The sequence below is a fragment of the Syntrophorhabdales bacterium genome (genome assembly GCA_035541455.1).
Lineage (GTDB): Bacteria > Desulfobacterota > Syntrophorhabdia > Syntrophorhabdales > WCHB1-27 > JADGQN01.
Genome location: DATKNH010000033.1, coordinates 1 through 17,472, shown reverse-complemented (window position 1 = coordinate 17,472; position 17,472 = coordinate 1). Strand labels below are relative to the sequence as shown.

Here is a 17,472-nt window from a genome sequence, read left to right as displayed (position 1 = left end):
GCCGCACTGGGGCACCTGCTCCTTGATCCAGGCTACCTTCACCGGGTGGTTGGCGGGGAGGCCCTCGATCGTGGTGATCTTCTTGCCCTGTACGTCGCCGACGGGGGTGATGCAGGAGCGCATGGCCTTGCCGTCAATGTGTACCGTGCAGGAGCCGCATTCCCCGATACCACAGGAGTATTTAGTGCCCGTTAACTTGAGCGTATCGCGTATGACCCAGAGCAGCGGTGTATCCGGAGGAACATCCACACTGTACTTCTTTCCATTGACCTGAAACGAAATCATGAGTACCTCCCTTTTTTTATTTGAGTACCCCTTGCCCGTTCGATGATCATGGTATTTCTCATGATAGCCGTGGGGGAAACCTGCTGTCAACAGAAAATAGAGGTGGGTGAGTTGATACGAAAGGTGGCTATCTTACAAGAAGCTCCCTCTCCTGGGGAAAAAGTTTTTCGCAGCCGTTCTTTGTAACCAGCAATGTATACTCGATCTGCAAGCCTCCGAACCCTAACGCACTGTAGGGAACTTCGACGTTTATGACCATATTCTCTTCGATGGGAATGTCATAACTGCCGGGCAGGTAAGGACTTGTTGATTTCACAGGAGCTCGAAGCACGGGGTAATCTCGCGCCTCAAGGCCTATGCCGTGGCCCACAAAGCCCGCCCTTTTTGAGTAATCCTTCAACCCGGCTTTCTCCACTGTTGCAATAGTCTCCTGATAGACCTGTGATGGGAGAACACCGGGACGCAGGATCTCCATAGCCTTATTCATGCCGGCCTTAATAGCTTCATGGTAAGCAGCCTGTTTTTCTGCCGGAGCGCCGATCACAGCGCATCCTCCTGTATCTGCATGGTACTTGTCGAAAATGCATCCGACATCGTACTTGAAGAGATCGCCTTTTTTCAAACGATAACCGGACGGCGTATGAAAATGTCCATACGACAGTATGGGCATGGATGACTGAGTACCGGACGCAGTATTGCAGAACTCAAAGACAGCACCTTCTTCCGCAACGCTCTCCAGGCAAAGTTGCATCAGTTCTTCCTCCGACGCCCCTTCACCTACTCCTTCGAGCAGAGCCTTGGTCGCTCTTTCGTTTTTGATTCCGGCAGTCTTCAGCCGTTCTATTTCATCCGGCGTTTTTATCATTCTTATGATTCTGAATAATTCGAATGTGTCCACCATTGTGGCGTCAACCAGGTCACTCTCCAGTCGTTCCATGGTGCGGGGCGATACATTCTTTTCGTCCAGGCCGATCCGGAGCTTATCCAGTCCGTGCTCCTTCAACGCCTTCACGATTGCCTCTCCCGCTGTTAGCGCATTCCTCGCACGCCGGTCAAGGATTTCTCTGTATTTCGACTCTCCGTGGCTCACCTCCCCTTCCGGGTCCAGGAGGTAAAACACGGGACCAAACGTAAAGACATCAGAGGCCCAGGTTGGGAACCTCGCGGGCCATGCTGCGTCAGCCGTAGAAATGACTAGCGTGGGAACAGCCATTCTCTCGGGCGCATAGATAGCGTAAGATTCCCAATCGAGAAACCGATACATGTAATGATGGTTGCTCTCAAAATCGGTCAGATAGGTCACGTTCTCGGGATGCGACGCAATCAGCACGTCCAGTTTAAATCGCGCCATCATCTCCTGAATTCTTTCTTTGTGTGCCAGCATCAAACCTCCTGTTTCTTGGGGCTCGCGTCGCCCCCTCCGCCAGCAAAGCCGTCGGAGCCTCCCCCTCTCGCGAGCCGTGCTCGCTAGATAGATTCCTTTACGGCGCCGGTGCAGCCTAGGGGCTCATCATTCGGAATCTATTTTCCTACGTACAATCCCAGTTCTTTCAGCATGGGGACGCCTATTTCCGCGCCCTTCTTAATCGACTCCGCTATGAACTCAGGCCCGCCGTAACGCGGCTCGTCCCCTGTTTTTTCAACAGCCTTCTTAAACTCAGGATCATCGTACGTCTTCTTTAATGCATCGGTGAGAGTTTTCCTGATCTGCGGCGGAGTATCTCTATGGACGTAGAGTCCTACAAAAGGCGTCAATTGATTCAGATCGGAATAACCTATTTCGGCAATGGTGGGCACGTTAGCCAGATCAGGATAACGGGTGATTCTCCGGTCACTGAAGAAAAAGAGAAATTTGATTTTACCTGACCGGACGTGGTCGACCACCGTACCATAGGTCATGTTGGAAGCCTCAATGTGGCCGCCGAGAAGCGCCGTTACCTTTTCCGGGGGCCCTTTGTAGGGGATGTCTATAGTTTCCACTCCCGCCCTGCGGAAAACGAGGAGTACAGCGACATGCGCTACCATCCCTCTTCCCGAATGAGCCCACCGTATCTTGCCAGGATTCTTTTTACCATAGTCAGCAAGATCTGCAAAGGTCTTCCACGGCGAATCTCCCCTGACGCAAAGACCATCCACGAACTGAACCATATTTGCGAGAGGAACGATGTTGGCCGGGTCGAAAGGAATTTTCTGCGACTTGGTCGTCATGGCGAAGAAGAAATTAGTGGTGACAAAGAGCTTGTAACCATCAGGTTTGGAATTGAGGAGTTCGGCCGCACCAAGACTGCCGCCTGCACCCGGTTTATTGGTGACGACGACAGGCTGCCCCATGTACTTCGGGGCAATGTCCGCGACTATCCGAGCTACGACGTCGAGCGGGCTACCCGGAGTGAAGGGTGCAATAATTTCTATCGGCTTTGTCGGAAACTGTTGGCCCTGAGAAGTTCCGCACACACAAAGCATCGCCAACACCACAAGAGCCAACGTTGTCGAACACCGGTATGCAGGCATGCCTGCCAGCATCTCCGCTATGAATCGTCCTCCCGATATTGTCCCGGGAATCTTTCGAGCATCACTGCCAGCACGATCAGCGAGCTTTTTCATACGTTTCACCTAACACGTTCTCTATTAATACCCCGTTTTGGTCACTCTGCCTGTTGCATCAACGTACCATCGCTCGCTCGGGAACGTCTTGCCATTCAGCGTGGCCAACATCCAGTCGGCAACCAGGGTTGTCGGGTTGGGCCCAAGACTGACAGATGGTACGCCCGCGACCGTGTGGCGGGAATCCTGGTAGACAACAAGTCGTTTCGGGCTTTGAATCGTTTTCATCAATTTCTCAGTGTACTGCATCGGACTCAGCTCGTCTGCTTCTCCCGCAACACACAGAAAAGGTACCCGGATCTTCTCGGCCTGCCCTTCCCACGTCATACTTTTCCGAAATTGGTCAAACTCGTTCTCATTCGTAAATCCGGACATATACATGAAACGCATTTTGAATGTCGGTGACGCCTCCTCAAAGATGCTGTGAAAACCCGGTTCGAAGCATGTGTAAAGCGTGGCGACGGCGCGGATGCGCGGCTCGTTCGCCGCCGCAATCGTTGCGAAGAACGTACCAAAACTATTGCCGCTGATTCCTATGCGCGCCGGATCAACCTCCTGCCGTTTGATCAGCCATTCGACTGCGGCTGTGCCTGTGGCCGCCCAGGCGCGCATGCTGAAGTAGATGTCGAGGACCGCGCTCTCATACTGGCCCGGTCCATCAATTGCCAGTACAGCGATACCACGGTTCAACCACCGGTCTCCGTACATGGCAACGCTCAGCTCTTTGAAACTGTCCATCCCCGGGATCGAAATCACAACAGGGATCCGACCGCCCTGGTAACCTGGAGGCAGATGAAACCAACCCGGCAGGCTCTTACCCCCTTCCAGAGGAATCCACACTTCCTCCACGCGGTGATCAGCAAGCTTCGCGTACCTGTTGTAGCAGTCGCGCTTGCGCTGGTTGTAAAATTTATTTTTCTCATTGTTTTCATCTATGGGCCATTGCGCACCACCCCAGAACATGGTCGCAATACAGTAGTTCTCCCGCGCCGTCACGTGTTCGCCTGCCTCCTCAGCCGCTTTCGCTCTTGCCTCCCGACGACGCGCAGCAGCCTCAAACGCGGGCGATGCGTCAGCGTATTTCTGGACGCGCTGCCGGATACCGACCATATCGAGGCTGGCCTCAGCGCCACACGGTGCGGCGATGTATGCTGAACGCGGCTGATCCCAGTCCATGCCGACCGAGCGGATCACGTTGTCGAGCACCCACCGCTGCTCGACCCAACGACGTGTCACAGGCTCGCCGTGACCCTTGCTCACCGGCTCGGCCGCAGCCTGATTCGAGCCTGCGGTCATCACCTTTACATCGGATGTGCCCTGCTGCGCGCGCACTCCTGCAAAGCCGAGGCAAAGGAACAATCCCATAACCAGCGTCACAACACCCACTATTTTCATCTCTCTCCCCCCTGTAGAAGGCACATAGTTACGTGGCTGAGTAACGGTAACCAAGTTCCCTCAGGGTGTCAACTACATTTTAAGATGGGTACATTTTAAGAGGGCAAACAAACGGGCGGTTCAGACGGCAGGTTTGGGCGAGCGGCGACGCTTACGACGTCTCCTTCTTTTTTTGCTGACGGGCGGTTCACCAGAGCCAGCCTCTGAAGGCAGTGCAGCCTGACCCTCCGCAAGGAACCTGTCCCACCACGCGAGAGGAATCCGATGTTTGTCTCTCACCTCGGCCCCAAGGCGGAGGTACGCGAGGGCTTCCCCGAACTCAGGCCTACCGACCACAGACAACGGCCTTCGCGGCGGCATTCTGTGCAGCGAAGTTTGAAGACCCAGGATACCCCGAAGCCGGTCGCTGACCTTCCTCGGAATGGAAACAACCTTAAGGGTTTCCTTCATGAACACGTCACACGACGCATCCAGCGCCTGACGATAGGGGATGCCTGTGCGATGGAGAGCCAGCGCGGCCTCCTCCAGATTTGGACCCAGCAGGGCTGCCATAAAGAGCGCAGGAGACACTCCACTCCCGTTCCCGTAAAGCCTGCCGAGACTCTCGAGGTTGGCTTCAAGCCACCTCATGTGATCGCTCTTCTCATAGATCCAACGGGTGAGGGCGGGTAAGAGAGCCGAGAGAAGGCCGCTCTTCTCCAACAGGCTGAATGCCGGTCGCGCTGATCCGAGAAGAAAGAGTTTCTGCACCTCTTCGTAGAGTCTCGCCGGTGACGCGCGGGAGATAGTCGGAGCAAGCTCGCACAGGATTTCCCAGGTAGCAGGTTCTATGACGAGATCGTGAGACGCGGCAAACCGAGCAGCACGCAGCATGCGCACAGGGTCTTCGGTAAAGCGGACACGAGGGTCACCTATAGGGCGGATGAGCCGCTGCTCCAGATCGCTGAGCCCTGTCGTATAGTCGACAACGGAAAAATCTGCAATATTGTAGAAAAGGGCGTTGATGGTAAAGTCGCGGCGCAGGGCATCCTCCTCGGGTGTGCCGAACACATTGTCCAGCAGGACCATCCCATCCTCTGTTTCCCTGTAATACGGACGTCTGGTGGAGCCTTCCTCTTCGGGTGCCGGAATGTCCGATGGGAGCGCTGCCCGTCGAAAGGTTGATACTTCCACAATTTCGTCATCGAAGTGGAGATGGGCCAGTATAAAACGGCGGCCTATCAGGCGACAGTTATGGAAAAGCCGCCTGATCTGCCCCGGCGTCGCGTTGGTCCCTATGTCGAAATCCTTTGGCGTGCGCTCGAGGAGCAAGTCGCGTACACATCCGCCCACCAGATACGCAGTAAACCCGCGCCCGTGGAGGCGGTAAAGTGCGCGCAGGGCATTGGGACTGATCTGCTTTCTCGATATCCGGTGTTCCTTGCGGGGGATGATCAGAGGTTCCAACCCCTTCACCATAGCATAATCGACTGAAAAAGCAAAATGGGGTACGCGCCCGCAAGGTGTCGGCTCTTGCTTTATGCTATGCTTATGGCGCACACAGGAGATCCGCATCCGGGCGTTGTATGGCTGACACTAGTATCTTGAAAATCTCGGACTTGACCAAGCAATATGACGGCTTCACCGCCGTAGACCGTATCACCTTTTCCGTGGGGGAAGGTGAGATAATCGGGCTGCTCGGACCGAACGGCGCGGGTAAAACTACCACCATCAACATGGTACTGGGTATTCTGGAGCCGACTGCAGGATTGATCGAAATATTGGGCAATGACCTCAAAAAATGCGGATCCGATATAAGAAGAAGCATCAACTTCGCAGCTGTCTATGCTCATGTGCCTGCTAACCTGACCGTGTGGCAGAACCTTTACGTCTTCGGGCTGCTGTACGAGTTAAAGCAACTTAACGTGCGACTCAAGTCATTGCTCCAGGAATTCGACCTGGAGCGTTTCGTCCATACTAAGACAGGCTTGCTTTCATCCGGCGAACTCAGCCGCCTCAATCTTGCCAAGGCGCTCATGAACAGGCCGCGACTGCTGCTCCTTGACGAACCCACTGCTTCGCTCGACCCCAGCGTCTCACAGCTTATCCGTGAAAAGATAAAAGCTTACGCACTGGGCACAAAAGCCGGTATCCTCTGGACATCACACAACATGAACGAGATCGAAGCAGTGTGCGATCGTGTGCTCTTTCTCTCGCACGGGAAAATCCTCCTGAGCGGCGATCCGAAGACACTGCCCGGAGAGCATGGCAAGAAAGACCTGGATGAATTGTTCATAACCGTTGCGCGCGAGCCGCTTCGCCTGAAGGAATGAACCCATGAGCCTATCGAGAGTCTTCGCAGTCTTTGTGCGCCAGCTCTTCCTCTTTAAAAGCAACCCAACGCGCCTGGTCAGTATTTTTCTATGGCTGATCGTCGATGTGATACTGTGGGGTTTTATCAGCAGGTATCTCGCCTCCATGGGACAGGCAACGTTCAATTTCGTCACAGTTATCCTTGGTGCAATCATCCTGTGGGAATTCATGAGCCGCATTCAGCAGGGCATAATGATGGCTTTTCTGGAGGACATCTGGAGCCAGAACTTCATCAACTACTTTGCCTCTCCCCTGAAAATCAGGGAGTATCTGAGCGGTTTGATCATAACCAGCATATGTTCCGGCATAGCGGGCTTCATTGTAATGATCCTTATCGCAGCTGTTCTCTTCGGTTACAATGCGTTGACAACCGGCGCCTTGCTTCTTCCCTTCATGGTGGTGTTGCTCCTCTTCGGGATCGCAATGGGTATTTTTGTCTCAGCCGTAATATTCCGCCTCGGCCCGTCGGCCGAATGGCTTGGATGGCCCATCCCCATGGTGCTCTCACTTTTTGTGGGAGTTTTCTATCCCGTCTCCACGCTTCCGGCAACATTGAGGCTCTTCAGCGCAGTCATGCCGCCATCCTATGTATTCGAGACCATGCGCAGCGTGCTCACCACCGGTCTTCCAGCGAGCAGTATTGCGTCGAATCTTCTCATCGGGGGCGTGCTCGCAGTAATCTACCTCGTGCTTACGTCCCGCTTTTTCATACGCATCTATCACAAGAATCTGGCAAGCGGAACCATTGCCCGTTTCAACGCCGAGGCACTCTGAAATGAACCCACTCCTTGAGGTGTGCTCATGAGATCGGAAGAATTCGAACTGTCCGGAATGACGCTCGACAAGATGAAGGCAGCTGCTCAGACAAAGATGAAGCAGGATGTCTGGGAATGGATCAACGGCGGGACTGAAACAGAACTCACGCTTCAGCGCAACAGGGCAGCCCTCGAGCGTATTGTCTTAAAGTTACGCGTCCTTCACGGGCTGGAAAAGGTATCTACGTCCGTGACCGTTCTGGGCAAGGCTCTGAAAACGCCCGTCATCGTGGCGCCGTTCGCTCATGTAGGCAGCGTGCATCCGGAGGCTGAAATGGCGCTCGCCAAGGGGGCGGAAAAAGCGGGTGCCATGATGTTCCTCGGCCAGGTTTCCACCTGTTCGGCTAAGCAGGTCGTTGAGGCTGCCGGGACTCCTATTGTCTGGAATGCTGAACCGCTGCGGGATAGAAAGGCGCTTATTGCCGCAATGAACGAAGCGGAACAGTCCGGCTGCTGCGCTGTTGGAGTGTGCGTAGACGATTATGCGGGAGTCAAGGTGAAGGAACGTTTAAAACCCCTGAGGAACAAATCCTTCACTGCAAACGAATTAAAAGAGCTGAGATCTGCAACGTCACTGCCTTTTGTGGTGAAAGGGATCATTGATATAGAGGATGCGCTCATGGCTGCAGATGCCCGTGCAGACGCCATCGTAGTCTCCAATCACGGCGGACGAGTGTTGGATGGTTGTCAAGCTTCTATAGAGGTACTTTCCGACATAGTCAAAGCTGTGGGTTCCGGAGTGGAGATACTTATCGATGGAGGTTTCCGGAGAGGCACTGATGTCCTGAAGGCGCTGGCTCTGGGCGCTCGAGGAGTTCTGGTGGGTCGCCCTATATGCTGGGGGCTGGGGGCTGGCGGCGGCCGGCGCCCAAGGGGTTGCGCGAGTGCTGGAAATGATCACGGATGAATTGCAGCGAGCAATGCTCCTGGCCAACGTTCCCAGCGCAAGTACTGTGCCCCGGGATTGCGTGATTGTGGGGTAAGGCGGCCACGGCAGTCGCACCTGTCTTAAGATTCTTTGAATTCGCAGGACTCTGTTATCTTGACCTAAGAATTTCATTTCTGTACAGTGTGAGCGTGGCGATGCGCACTGCCATTGAGTGTTTCTTGAACGTACTGCTGAGGGGAGGAGTGTCATGAAACAGAAATTCTGTATCCGATGGATCGCAGTCCTGATTGGCCTGGCGGTACTCTGCTTTAGCGGTGCAGCGACCGCAGCCGACGTAAACGTGATGGTCTCAACTGGATTTTATGAGATCTACAAGGAATTGACACCTGCGTTCGAGAGCGCGAGCGGACACCACCTCGTCACGACGCGCGGCCCCTCGATGGGAGACTCGCCGGAAGCCATCCCCGCCCGTATGAAGCGCGGCGAGCCCGTCGACGTAGTCATTATTATCGGCGCGACGATCGATGAACTCGGTCGGCAGGGCCTGGTGAGCCCGGGCAGCAAGGTCGATCTCGCCCGCTCCCAGATCGGTATGGTCGTGCGAGCCGGAGCCGCAAAGCCAGACATCGGCAGCGTTGAAGCATTTCGGCGTGCCCTGTTGGAGGCAAAATCGATCGCATACTCGGACAGCGCCAGCGGCATTTATCTTTCGACCACACTCTTTCAGAGACTTGGCGTTGCCGACCAGGTCACGGGCAAGAGTCGGAAGATCAAAGGACCGCCATCCGGTGAGCCGGTCGCAGCCGTCGTCGCACGGGGTGAGGCGGAAATAGGATTTCAGCAGATGAGCGAGCTCCTTCACGTGCCCGGTGTTACGATCGTCGGCCCCATCCCCGCAGAGCTGCAGGAAGAAACCTTCTTCTCAGCCGCGGTCGCGAGTGCAGCCAGACAGCCGGAAGCGGCACGCGCTCTGATCCGCTTTCTGGCATCGCCTCAAGCCGCACCGACGATCTCGAAGGGCGGGCTTGCGCCTCTGTCAAAACAGTAAGATGAGATCACTCTTAGCCGCGCTCGTCACCCTTTTGGTCGGCCTGGGGCTCCTTCTGACGTTCGGTCCTTGTGCCTATTGCGCACAGGCTGTGCCCGAGCCCTATGCCGAACTCTATCGTGGGCTCAATGGCGCTCTCGATGGCGCCGATCAAAACATTGCTGGAACGGGTGACGACTGGCGCCCGGTGTACTCCGTGGATCTCCTCGCAGCCAACTCGAATCGCGGACCAGCCCTGCTCCGATCAGAATCCCTCGATACGGTAAGGCTCTGTCTCGATCGCTTTAAGGCCTTGGGCATCCAAAATGTCAAGTTCGCGCTGCAGTATCCGATGCTGCGTGCGGACTTTCCGGATGCCTCGCAGTATCTGGCCTTCTACAAGAACGTTGTGCAAGAAGCTCACGCTCGAGGGATCAAGGTCATGCCGCATGTCACGGTCCTGTTCTCCGACACACCCTTCAGCCCATTCAAGGGCATCTACAAAGGACTCGATCTTGAGCGCTTCAAACGGGAGTACCGGGATATGGTGCATCTCGTCGTGCGCGAGCTCCATCCGGACTATCTCGGTCTGATCACAGAACCAGACACGCAAGCCAGACTTACGGGGCTTAGGGAACTCAACCAGCCACAGAACGTGATGGAGGTTGTTCAATTCGCTTTGTCCGGGCTCGACAGGGGCGCAACGCTCATCGGAGCGGGCAGCGGCTCGTGGAGCCAAACGGCGTTCGCCAAAGCTCTGGCGGAGCAGACAAGTGTGGATTTCATTGCCATCCACGTGTATCCCATTACCGGCCGAATGGTGACGAACGCGGTTGAAATGGCTAGAATCGCCCGGGCCAACAAAAAGCTTGCGATCATCGACGAGGCCTGGCTCTACAAGATACTGAGACCTGGCGGACAAGACAACTTTGCAGCCGCTTCTGAAGTCTTTCGCCGAGACACCTACGCGTTCTGGGAGCCTCTGGACAAGAAGTTCATAGCGCTCATCCTCAAGCTGGCACGGACAGAGCATGTCAGCCTCGTCTCATTCTTCTGGAGCGGCTTGCTCTTCGGCTACCTGGACTATACACCAGAACTGGAGCAACTGCCGTACCGCGACCTCGCTCAACGGCACAACCGGGTCGTCTATCAGAACTTACGGAGCGGCGCACTCAGCAGCACAGGCGAGTACTACCGCGACGCAATCGCAAAAGCACGGAACTGAGGCAGTCCTTTTCTTCTGCCAGCGACGGCAGGTGCCAATTTTACAAATCTGTACTATACTTCAGAAAACCAATGTCAACGCGCCTGACACCCCTTCTTGCTTTAGCGGGCCTGGGATTACTCGCTTCCATCTTTTTCGTAAACGTGGAAATCCCCTGGGACGATGTGAACGTAGGCTGGGTGATGGCCTTCGTATTTCACCTGCCGCTGCTGCTCTTCTTCTTCGCCGCCGTCATGGTGGAGATACTAACAGTCATTGAAAAGAAACACGCCGTAAAACGCTAAATCCTGTCTATCTCATGTCGGGCATCGCAGCCTTCACCCTTTGCACCCATGCATTCCAGGGGCGATCGAGGTAGGGGCTCCCCTTGTTCGCATCCGGTGCCTCCTCCTTGTTTATGTACTTGGGGGTGCCCAGTTGCAATGCCATGAGCTGAATGACCGCGTTATCGCGTAGCGAGATCGCGTTGCTCACCGCGCTTGGCACATCCAGGCCTACCACGGTGTAACCGTGTCCACGCATGAGCACTGCCAGTCCCGAGCCGAGGCGTTTCGCCAGGAGTTCGCCCTGCTCCTTGGTCGTTACCAGCATTCCGGTATTGCCTGGCGACGTAAAATCGTACTCGTCAAAAACAGGCACGGCAGGATAGAATTTAGAGGCCCCGTTCATCACGGGCTTGAGCGGAACGTTCGAGACCGAGAATGCGATGATTGAAGCAGGATGCGCGTGGATGACCGCATGCACATCGGGCCGCGCCTTGTAGATGGCCCCATGAATGATTCGCTCTGCGTAAGGCCTCATCGTGCTCTTCGTGACCACGTTCCCGTCAAGGTCCACTTCCAGGATGTCCTTGGCCGTGACCAGTTCCGGCGCGACAGCCCTCGCCACAAAAAAGGTTTTCGGGTTCTCCGGGTTTCTTGCACTCACGTGGCCGAAAGCATCGAAGATGTGCTCAAGTACGAGAATCCTATTTGCCATCACCACGAAATCGATGGCCTCCTGCGCTGTTGTCGCTTGCTGTTTAAAGGCTGCCTGAGACCATGCGGTTCCCGAGAGGGAAAAGAGCAGCAAAGCTGTGAACCATACAATGCCGCTTGAAACAAGGCCACTACCCGACGTTCGCCAACCCCGATGTCTTCTTCTCATATGCTGCCTCCTCAATGGTGGTTTGTAATTTCTCGATTGTAGCACAGCGAAACTCATGCAGGCGAAAAAGTAAGCAGCCGCGCTGCTAGTTTGTGGCAGTTTCACTTTGCTTATTTCCATTGGTTTGCATAGTATATAACCAAAAATACTTATGGGTAAGGTTCTGCTCATGCTTTTGGCTACAGTGCTGGCGTTTCAGGCGTGGGCTGCCCCTTCCCGAATGTCTTTGGATGAGGCAAAACAGGTAACCGATTCTGCCATAAGCCAAGAAGCATTTGTTCCTCCGCCGAGACGCGTTGACGATGTCATCAAGATATTAAATCAGGCCGGAACATTTAAGGGAAATACCGAGTCGAATCGGATCAAAGCCGATGCGCCTCCACCCCCAACCCAGGACAATCAAAGCCTGGTGGCCTTCTACCGGGAAAGGGGTATTGCAGCGTGGCAGCTTGGCCGCTACAAACAGACACTGGATGATTTTGAAAAGGCACAGCATTACGCCGGCGAGGCCAGAATCACTGATCCACAGTTCATGCAGAGACTTGCCGTTGCTGAGCTGGAGCGTTGATCGGCATCGCAGCGGTTGTACTTGACGGAGCAGTGGTCGGTGAAGAATCGATTATCGGAGCAGGATCCGTCGTGGCACCAAGATCCGTTATCCCTCCCAGATCGCTCGTGCTGGGAACACCGGGCAAGGTCGCCCGCGCTCTGGACGAGGAGGACATCCGGATGATTCAGGATATGTCCAGTCAGTACTTCGAATTGAAAGAGATTTACAGGCAAGCGCTTGCTGGATGCCATCTACCGTAACTCTCCACCTCTGTTGCAATCGGATCTTACTATGCAGTCTCAGTATTAAGACTTGGCGTTATCAACAGCGCGTGAGGCTCACACCGAGTACCTTCTGAAGTGGTGAATCCGCCCTTCGCTCAATTTGATGGCACATTACATCCGGCAATGCGAAACGTCAGTGTAGCCGACCCGCTCTTTGTTATGGTGAACCATGATTCGCCGTTCGGGCCCGTGAATGCATCGCGTCATTAAGCCTCAAGAACAGAGTTCGAGAGGTGGCGACTCTCCGGCCTCCCCTTCTCCTCCTATGAGAGCAACATGGAGAGGGGAATTGCCCATAGTTTACTGCCCAGGCTAACAGGGCTAGTGCCGGTGTAAGCGAGTATTCCCGCTACGCAATGGGGCGTCGCAGCGATAAAGGTCCGGAGTCCTGTCAGGTCGTCTTTTCCCCAACGGGCCGCCGCCCTGACTTCAATGGCCATGCACTTTTCCCCCGCCTCAATAATAAAATCGACTTCATGGCGTCCCTGAATATTCCAGAAGAAGAGGTGCGCCTGTGGCCAGCCTGCGTCAAGAATTCCTACGAGGTTTTGAGCCACGTAGGTTTCAACCAGTGCCCCTCTGAGGGGGTCATCCGAAATATCCTCCGTTCCCGCTAGGTAGCAGGCAAGGCCCGAATCCCCCAGATACATTTTAGGCGATTTTATCAGTCTGCTCGATCTGTTTCGCAGATACGGAGCGAACCGGTAAACAACACAGGAGACCTCCATGATGGAGAGATAGCTGGAAACCGTGGCCGCAGTGAGGTGGGCGTCCCTACTGAGGTCACTGATATTCAAAATGCCGCTTGCCCTCAAGGCGACAAGGTGCAGCAGCCTGCGAAACGGAATAACGTCCCCGATGCGGCTCAAATCGCGGATGTCGCGATCCAGGTAGGTATGCTCATATCCATTGAACCAGTTCGTCTTGTTCTTCAGGCCTCCGAGACAGACCGTGGGCATGCCGCCTCGGACCACATCGTCTAGGTGCATCGGCTGAACATCCTTTCCACGGGCGAGGGTTGGAGTCTCAAGGAAGGTCCTGATAAAGGGTTCACGTGAAGGAACACCTTGCAAGGTTTCGAATTCAATTCCAAACTACTTCCGGATTCCTCAAGAATTTTCTCCGAGAAGAAACATTGTACCGCGCCGGTTCTATCGCACTGCCTGTGACTACTACACGATTTTCAGGCCGCGGGAAGCAATAACCGAGATAGCTTCTTGAGCACGACCGGACTCCCACACACAAAGGTCCGAGGAGGATTTACCCCGTGGTGTTGCCCAGAGCTCCCTGCGAACAGCTAGAGGAATACTTCCTGAAGTCTTCAACTTCAGTCTTTTCTTCTCAGCACACGGTTACAGACGGCAATCGTGACTGGGGTTCCAAAGAGAAGTTTGCTTGACAACAGTCGCCACCGATACCACAATTGACTATAGACTATAACCTCCTTCGCCAATCGCTAGTGCGTTTGCGTAAACCATAAGCGAATGAGGAGGAGGGTTATGCGACCCAGCCTTTGTATAGTCTCCTTTGTTCTCTCGGCGCTATTTCTCTTCTCCGTGCTATCGCCCGAACCAGATTATGTGCAAGGGTATAACACCACTGCTGGTTTTCCAACCTTCGTCGAGTGCGATGCTGCATGTGCGCTGTGCAGCGACGTCACTCTCGCACCAGACGGTCATCAGCGTACCGAACGCTTAGCCCTGTTTGGGCAGGCGCGCTTCACACCCTCGCTTATCATCGCGAAGCAACTCTGCAGGGCGCCTCCTTCACGTTTGAGCCCAACGTCATAGAGGCTCTTTCAGTAATAGTCGGTAAACCGTAAATTCCCTTACCAGGAGGGGCTTATGGGGAGTAAACCGGGTAAGCGATCCACCTCGAATCTGGCTCACAGAGCAAAACAAAGCATTCACGAGCGCCTGAAAGACACCGAGCACCCCGCCCTCCTTGAAGCGCTGAATGTTCCGGTAAGCCTGATCAATCACCAGTATACGTACACGTGGGTAAACAGCTGTTTCGCCGCTGTACACAGGCGTAAGCCGGAAGGGATCATCGGCAGAAGGGTGTCGACTCTCTGGGGACAGGAGACGTTTAGTCGCGCTATAAAGGATAGGCTGGACCGCTGCTTTGAGGGCGTGGAGGTGCGCGATGAAGCCTGGATCAAGTTTCCTGCCCTCGGTTCCCGCTACTGCGCCGTGGTTTATACGCCGTATCGCCTCGCCGCTAAAGGCGCCATTGCCGCTATGGTGGTCACCTACGACTTCACGGAGCTCAAGGAGATGGAACGACAGCTACAGGCGTACCAGGAGCATCTTGAACGGCTCGTGGAAGAGCGCACCGAAGAACTCCGAAAGAGTGAGGAGGAGTTCAGAAAAATCTTCGAGAATGCGACCGAGGGCATTTTTCAGATCCTCCCCGATGGCCGGCAGTTGAGGGCCAATCCCGCGTTTGCCCGTATCCATGGATATGATTCACCAAGAGATTTGGTCGCCGAGGTCGCAAATATTGAACAGCTCCATGTGGAGCCTGAGCAAAGACGCGACTATGTCGCACTGCTTCATAAGAAAGGCCATGTCCGCAACTTCGAATTCAAGGTGCGCCGCAGGGACGGGACCCTTACCTGGGTTTCCGTGAATGCGAGGGCCGTTCGTGACACAACTGGGGCAGTGCTGTACCATGAAGGTACTGTTCAGGACATCAGTCAGCAGAAAAACGCCGAAAACCAAATTCTTGTCCAGAGGAATCTGGCCCTTGAGCTCGCGGTAACCTCTTCCCTCGAGGGGGCGCTTTCCCTCTGCCTGGCCACCGCGTTACAGGTTTCAGGTATGGACTGCGGGGCTATACATCTTAAGAATCTCGATACTGACGATCTCGAAATGGTTGTCCATAGAGATTTGCCCGGAGATCTCGCCAGCAGGTTCTCCCTAGTCAAGGCCCGCTCAGAACTCTGGTTGCTCCTGACGCAGCGAAGAAGCGTGGCCCACTCTCTCGCCGACCAGATCTCCGAAGAGGTGAGACCGTACATCGTGGGTGAGGGAATCCGGTCTGCTGTTATGGTGCCTGTCTTTTTCAAAGGTGAGGTGATCGCGTCTATGAACCTCGGCTCCCGTGAGGTTGTACTTGCGCGAGAGCAAGGCTGGCCGACACTCGAACTTATTGCTGGTCAACTGGGCAACATCATCGTGCGGATCCAGGCTCGGGGTCAGCTCGAGAAGGAGATAGAAACGCGCAGGGAGGCAGAGAGGGCACTGGAAGCAGAACGCCTTGACCTTCAGGAGGCAAACGCCGCGCTGAAAGTCTTGCTCAAACGCCGGGAGGAGGACAAAAAAGAGCTTGAAGATAGACTGGTGTCAACCGTGAAGCAGCTTGTGGTTCCGCACGTAGAGAAGTTGAAAAAGAGTAAGCTCGAACCTTTGCAACGCGCCGCGGTTGACTGTATCGAAGGGAATCTCAAAGAGATCCTCTCTCCCTTTCTTAACAACTTGCGTCGCTTCAATTTCACGCCGCGTCAGCTTGAGATCATCGCTCTCATAAAGGAAGGTAGGACCACGAAGGACATAGCGGAATTTCTGCATGTGAGCCAGGACGCCATCGACAAGCAGAGGCTTCTCATAAGAAAGAAGCTGGATCTGAATAGGGAGGCAAATCTGCGCTCCTATCTCCTCTCTCTCACCTAATACTACCATTGCGGTCGTAATTCTCTCTTATTTAATTCCTCTTACCGAACTGAATCTTCTGCACTAACCTTTTTCTAGTGACATTTAAAAAGGAGGTTAGTCCGATGCAACAGAGCCTTACGTTGGATAAGAGCTTCGTGGAAGAAAGGTTTGCAGACGGCGAGCGTGTTGTAGAAGAGAAGTTGGTACTGGACAGGGGCTTCGTCACGTTCCTTCTGGTGATGATCCTGCTCTTTGTGCTGTTCGGCATGATAGCGAATCCTGGGTCTTTCGTTTCTCCAGATTACCAGACCTTCTGGTAATAGACGAGGAGGGAGTCATGAAAAGGGGAACGAGAATTTTGCTGGTTATTGTGTTCTTCGCATTCATCGCTGCAGGTCTGGTGACTCACGTGTGTTTGACCTGCTACCCAGATCACCAGTATCTCGCAAGAGTTGAACAGGCTTTCCTGGCATCTGCGGAAGGCGGCCAGGTTGACGAGCCCATAGTCACGGCTTGGGCCCAATCGCAGAGTCCCGATTAACAGGAGGGAGTCATGAAGAAGATATGCGTGATGCTGCTGGTAGCCGTTTTATCGGTCGCTACGACCGTCACGGGTGGGATGGGTCAGCAGACAAGCTTCGCACCAGCCACTGATTTTCCGTATGAGACCGCCGCAGAAACCTACGTCCCTTCTCTCTATTACCCAGTTCAGCAACTTGAGGCTGACCGCCTCGTGGCAGCTTCTGATTTCCCTTACCAGACCTGTGACCTGTGCTACACCCCATCACTGTACTATGAGGCATGGCAGGTAGCGGCAGTTCAGGCCACGAAGTAGCGCCAGGGATGTTGTAAGAAAAGACGGCTTCCGAACTCGGTGCGCTGACATTTTTATCCAGTGGCCTGCCTCAAGGGTGAATGCGGGGCCTATGTCGTTGCGTTGATCCGTAGTCGATGGTCCCTGTCGAAGCATGCGGATCTCCGAAGGAGTGATGCGCCAGCGGCCAGCAAGACGTTTCACTGACCCTTTGCAACCTAGGAGGAAATATGAAAAGAGCCGCATGGATAGGATAAGAGCTAAGTCCTGGGGGACATAAGTTTACTTCTTTCGAACGGTAATGCTCGCCTTTGATACGAACATGAAGTTCATCAGTAGTAGGTACTATACGCAATTTCTCGTCGTCTAACTTTTTTGAAAAATCCCACGGAATCACTTTCGATCGATAACTTCCAGAAGCCCACACTTC

19 protein-coding genes are annotated in these 17,472 nt (G+C 54.4%); 12 read left to right on the top strand and 7 right to left on the bottom strand.

Annotation, left to right across the window (positions count from 1 at the left end):
* From VMT71_03915 to pcnB, 5 genes are all read right to left on the bottom strand, one after another.
* A partial coding sequence (locus VMT71_03915) for a 2Fe-2S iron-sulfur cluster-binding protein (GenBank protein HVN23089.1) occupies nt 1-285 on the bottom strand: 285 nt, incomplete at its 3' end.
* Nucleotides 286-412: 127 nt separating this feature from the next.
* The gene (locus tag VMT71_03910; protein ID HVN23088.1) at nt 413-1,669 is read right to left on the bottom strand and encodes a Xaa-Pro peptidase family protein; all 1,257 of its coding nucleotides are present in this window, start codon (nt 1,667-1,669) and stop codon (nt 413-415) included.
* A 137-nt stretch (nt 1,670-1,806) separates the two neighbouring features.
* Nucleotides 1,807-2,889 (bottom strand): tripartite tricarboxylate transporter substrate binding protein, encoded by a 1,083-nt coding sequence (locus VMT71_03905; GenBank protein HVN23087.1) that lies wholly within the window; start codon nt 2,887-2,889, stop codon nt 1,807-1,809.
* Nucleotides 2,890-2,913: 24 nt separating this feature from the next.
* A complete protein-coding gene (locus VMT71_03900) occupies nt 2,914-4,284 on the bottom strand; it encodes an alpha/beta hydrolase (GenBank protein ID HVN23086.1) in 1,371 nt (456 codons plus the stop codon).
* 120 nt (nt 4,285-4,404) lie between these two features.
* A complete protein-coding gene (pcnB, locus tag VMT71_03895; GenBank protein HVN23085.1) occupies nt 4,405-5,730 on the bottom strand; it encodes a polynucleotide adenylyltransferase PcnB in 1,326 nt (441 codons plus the stop codon).
* A gap of 119 nt (nt 5,731-5,849) precedes the next feature.
* Here pcnB and VMT71_03890 point away from each other — a divergent pair, with 119 nt between their 5' ends.
* From VMT71_03890 to VMT71_03865, 6 genes are all read left to right on the top strand, one after another.
* Complete coding sequence (locus tag VMT71_03890) at nt 5,850-6,596, top strand: ABC transporter ATP-binding protein (GenBank protein ID HVN23084.1); 747 nt, start codon at nt 5,850-5,852, stop codon at nt 6,594-6,596.
* Nucleotides 6,597-6,600: 4 nt separating this feature from the next.
* Entirely contained in the window at nt 6,601-7,410 is an 810-nt protein-coding gene (locus VMT71_03885; protein HVN23083.1) for an ABC transporter permease, read from the top strand.
* A gap of 27 nt (nt 7,411-7,437) precedes the next feature.
* The gene (locus tag VMT71_03880; protein ID HVN23082.1) at nt 7,438-8,358 is read left to right on the top strand and encodes an alpha-hydroxy-acid oxidizing protein; all 921 of its coding nucleotides are present in this window, start codon (nt 7,438-7,440) and stop codon (nt 8,356-8,358) included.
* A gap of 229 nt (nt 8,359-8,587) precedes the next feature.
* On the top strand, nt 8,588-9,388 hold the full coding sequence (locus tag VMT71_03875) for a substrate-binding domain-containing protein (GenBank protein ID HVN23081.1): 801 nt from the start codon (nt 8,588-8,590) through the stop codon (nt 9,386-9,388).
* Between the two features lies 1 nt (nt 9,389).
* Nucleotides 9,390-10,592 carry a hypothetical protein gene (locus VMT71_03870; GenBank protein HVN23080.1) on the top strand — a complete coding sequence of 401 codons (1,203 nt, stop codon included), beginning with the start codon at nt 9,390-9,392 and terminating at the stop codon, nt 10,590-10,592.
* Nucleotides 10,593-10,663: 71 nt separating this feature from the next.
* Complete coding sequence (locus VMT71_03865) at nt 10,664-10,876, top strand: hypothetical protein (GenBank protein ID HVN23079.1); 213 nt, start codon at nt 10,664-10,666, stop codon at nt 10,874-10,876.
* Between the two features lie 7 nt (nt 10,877-10,883).
* On the opposite strand, the gene VMT71_03860 is transcribed toward VMT71_03865, so the two are convergent.
* Entirely contained in the window at nt 10,884-11,738 is an 855-nt protein-coding gene (locus tag VMT71_03860) for a class II aldolase/adducin family protein (GenBank protein HVN23078.1), read from the bottom strand.
* 151 nt (nt 11,739-11,889) lie between these two features.
* Here VMT71_03860 and VMT71_03855 point away from each other — a divergent pair, with 151 nt between their 5' ends.
* Both VMT71_03855 and VMT71_03850 read left to right on the top strand, forming a co-directional pair.
* The gene (locus tag VMT71_03855) at nt 11,890-12,306 is read left to right on the top strand and encodes a hypothetical protein (protein ID HVN23077.1); all 417 of its coding nucleotides are present in this window, start codon (nt 11,890-11,892) and stop codon (nt 12,304-12,306) included.
* Complete coding sequence (locus tag VMT71_03850; protein ID HVN23076.1) at nt 12,303-12,548, top strand: hypothetical protein; 246 nt, start codon at nt 12,303-12,305, stop codon at nt 12,546-12,548. The genes VMT71_03855 and VMT71_03850 overlap by 4 nt, the downstream gene beginning before the upstream one ends.
* 287 nt (nt 12,549-12,835) lie before the next feature.
* Here VMT71_03850 and VMT71_03845 read toward each other — a convergent pair whose 3' ends face one another.
* Nucleotides 12,836-13,561 carry a DUF4143 domain-containing protein gene (locus VMT71_03845; protein HVN23075.1) on the bottom strand — a complete coding sequence of 242 codons (726 nt, stop codon included), beginning with the start codon at nt 13,559-13,561 and terminating at the stop codon, nt 12,836-12,838.
* Between the two features lie 855 nt (nt 13,562-14,416).
* Between VMT71_03845 and VMT71_03840 the strand changes: the two genes are divergently transcribed.
* The 4 genes from VMT71_03840 to VMT71_03825 all read left to right on the top strand — a co-directional run bounded on the left by VMT71_03840 (nt 14,417) and on the right by VMT71_03825 (nt 17,063).
* Nucleotides 14,417-16,246, top strand: a complete 1,830-nt coding sequence (locus VMT71_03840; GenBank protein ID HVN23074.1) for a PAS domain S-box protein — start codon at nt 14,417-14,419, stop codon at nt 16,244-16,246.
* Between the two features lie 104 nt (nt 16,247-16,350).
* Nucleotides 16,351-16,548 carry a hypothetical protein gene (locus VMT71_03835; GenBank protein HVN23073.1) on the top strand — a complete coding sequence of 66 codons (198 nt, stop codon included), beginning with the start codon at nt 16,351-16,353 and terminating at the stop codon, nt 16,546-16,548.
* A 17-nt stretch (nt 16,549-16,565) separates the two neighbouring features.
* Nucleotides 16,566-16,769 (top strand): hypothetical protein, encoded by a 204-nt coding sequence (locus tag VMT71_03830; GenBank protein HVN23072.1) that lies wholly within the window; start codon nt 16,566-16,568, stop codon nt 16,767-16,769.
* 12 nt (nt 16,770-16,781) lie between these two features.
* The gene (locus VMT71_03825) at nt 16,782-17,063 is read left to right on the top strand and encodes a hypothetical protein (GenBank protein ID HVN23071.1); all 282 of its coding nucleotides are present in this window, start codon (nt 16,782-16,784) and stop codon (nt 17,061-17,063) included.
* Nucleotides 17,064-17,472: the final 409 nt, after the last annotated feature.

Coding starts and splice junctions, on each gene's coding strand:
- VMT71_03910 (HVN23088.1), bottom strand. CDS start 1,669: ATGCTGGCACACAAAGAAAGAATTCAGGAGATGATGGCGCGATTTAAA.
- VMT71_03905 (HVN23087.1), bottom strand. CDS start 2,889: ATGAAAAAGCTCGCTGATCGTGCTGGCAGTGATGCTCGAAAGATTCCC.
- VMT71_03900 (HVN23086.1), bottom strand. CDS start 4,284: ATGAAAATAGTGGGTGTTGTGACGCTGGTTATGGGATTGTTCCTTTGC.
- VMT71_03890 (HVN23084.1), top strand. CDS start 5,850: ATGGCTGACACTAGTATCTTGAAAATCTCGGACTTGACCAAGCAATAT.
- VMT71_03885 (HVN23083.1), top strand. CDS start 6,601: ATGAGCCTATCGAGAGTCTTCGCAGTCTTTGTGCGCCAGCTCTTCCTC.
- VMT71_03880 (HVN23082.1), top strand. CDS start 7,438: ATGAGATCGGAAGAATTCGAACTGTCCGGAATGACGCTCGACAAGATG.
- VMT71_03875 (HVN23081.1), top strand. CDS start 8,588: ATGAAACAGAAATTCTGTATCCGATGGATCGCAGTCCTGATTGGCCTG.
- VMT71_03870 (HVN23080.1), top strand. CDS start 9,390: ATGAGATCACTCTTAGCCGCGCTCGTCACCCTTTTGGTCGGCCTGGGG.
- VMT71_03865 (HVN23079.1), top strand. CDS start 10,664: ATGTCAACGCGCCTGACACCCCTTCTTGCTTTAGCGGGCCTGGGATTA.
- VMT71_03860 (HVN23078.1), bottom strand. CDS start 11,738: ATGAGAAGAAGACATCGGGGTTGGCGAACGTCGGGTAGTGGCCTTGTT.
- VMT71_03855 (HVN23077.1), top strand. CDS start 11,890: ATGGGTAAGGTTCTGCTCATGCTTTTGGCTACAGTGCTGGCGTTTCAG.
- VMT71_03845 (HVN23075.1), bottom strand. CDS start 13,561: ATGCACCTAGACGATGTGGTCCGAGGCGGCATGCCCACGGTCTGTCTC.
- VMT71_03840 (HVN23074.1), top strand. CDS start 14,417: ATGGGGAGTAAACCGGGTAAGCGATCCACCTCGAATCTGGCTCACAGA.
- VMT71_03835 (HVN23073.1), top strand. CDS start 16,351: ATGCAACAGAGCCTTACGTTGGATAAGAGCTTCGTGGAAGAAAGGTTT.
- VMT71_03830 (HVN23072.1), top strand. CDS start 16,566: ATGAAAAGGGGAACGAGAATTTTGCTGGTTATTGTGTTCTTCGCATTC.
- VMT71_03825 (HVN23071.1), top strand. CDS start 16,782: ATGAAGAAGATATGCGTGATGCTGCTGGTAGCCGTTTTATCGGTCGCT.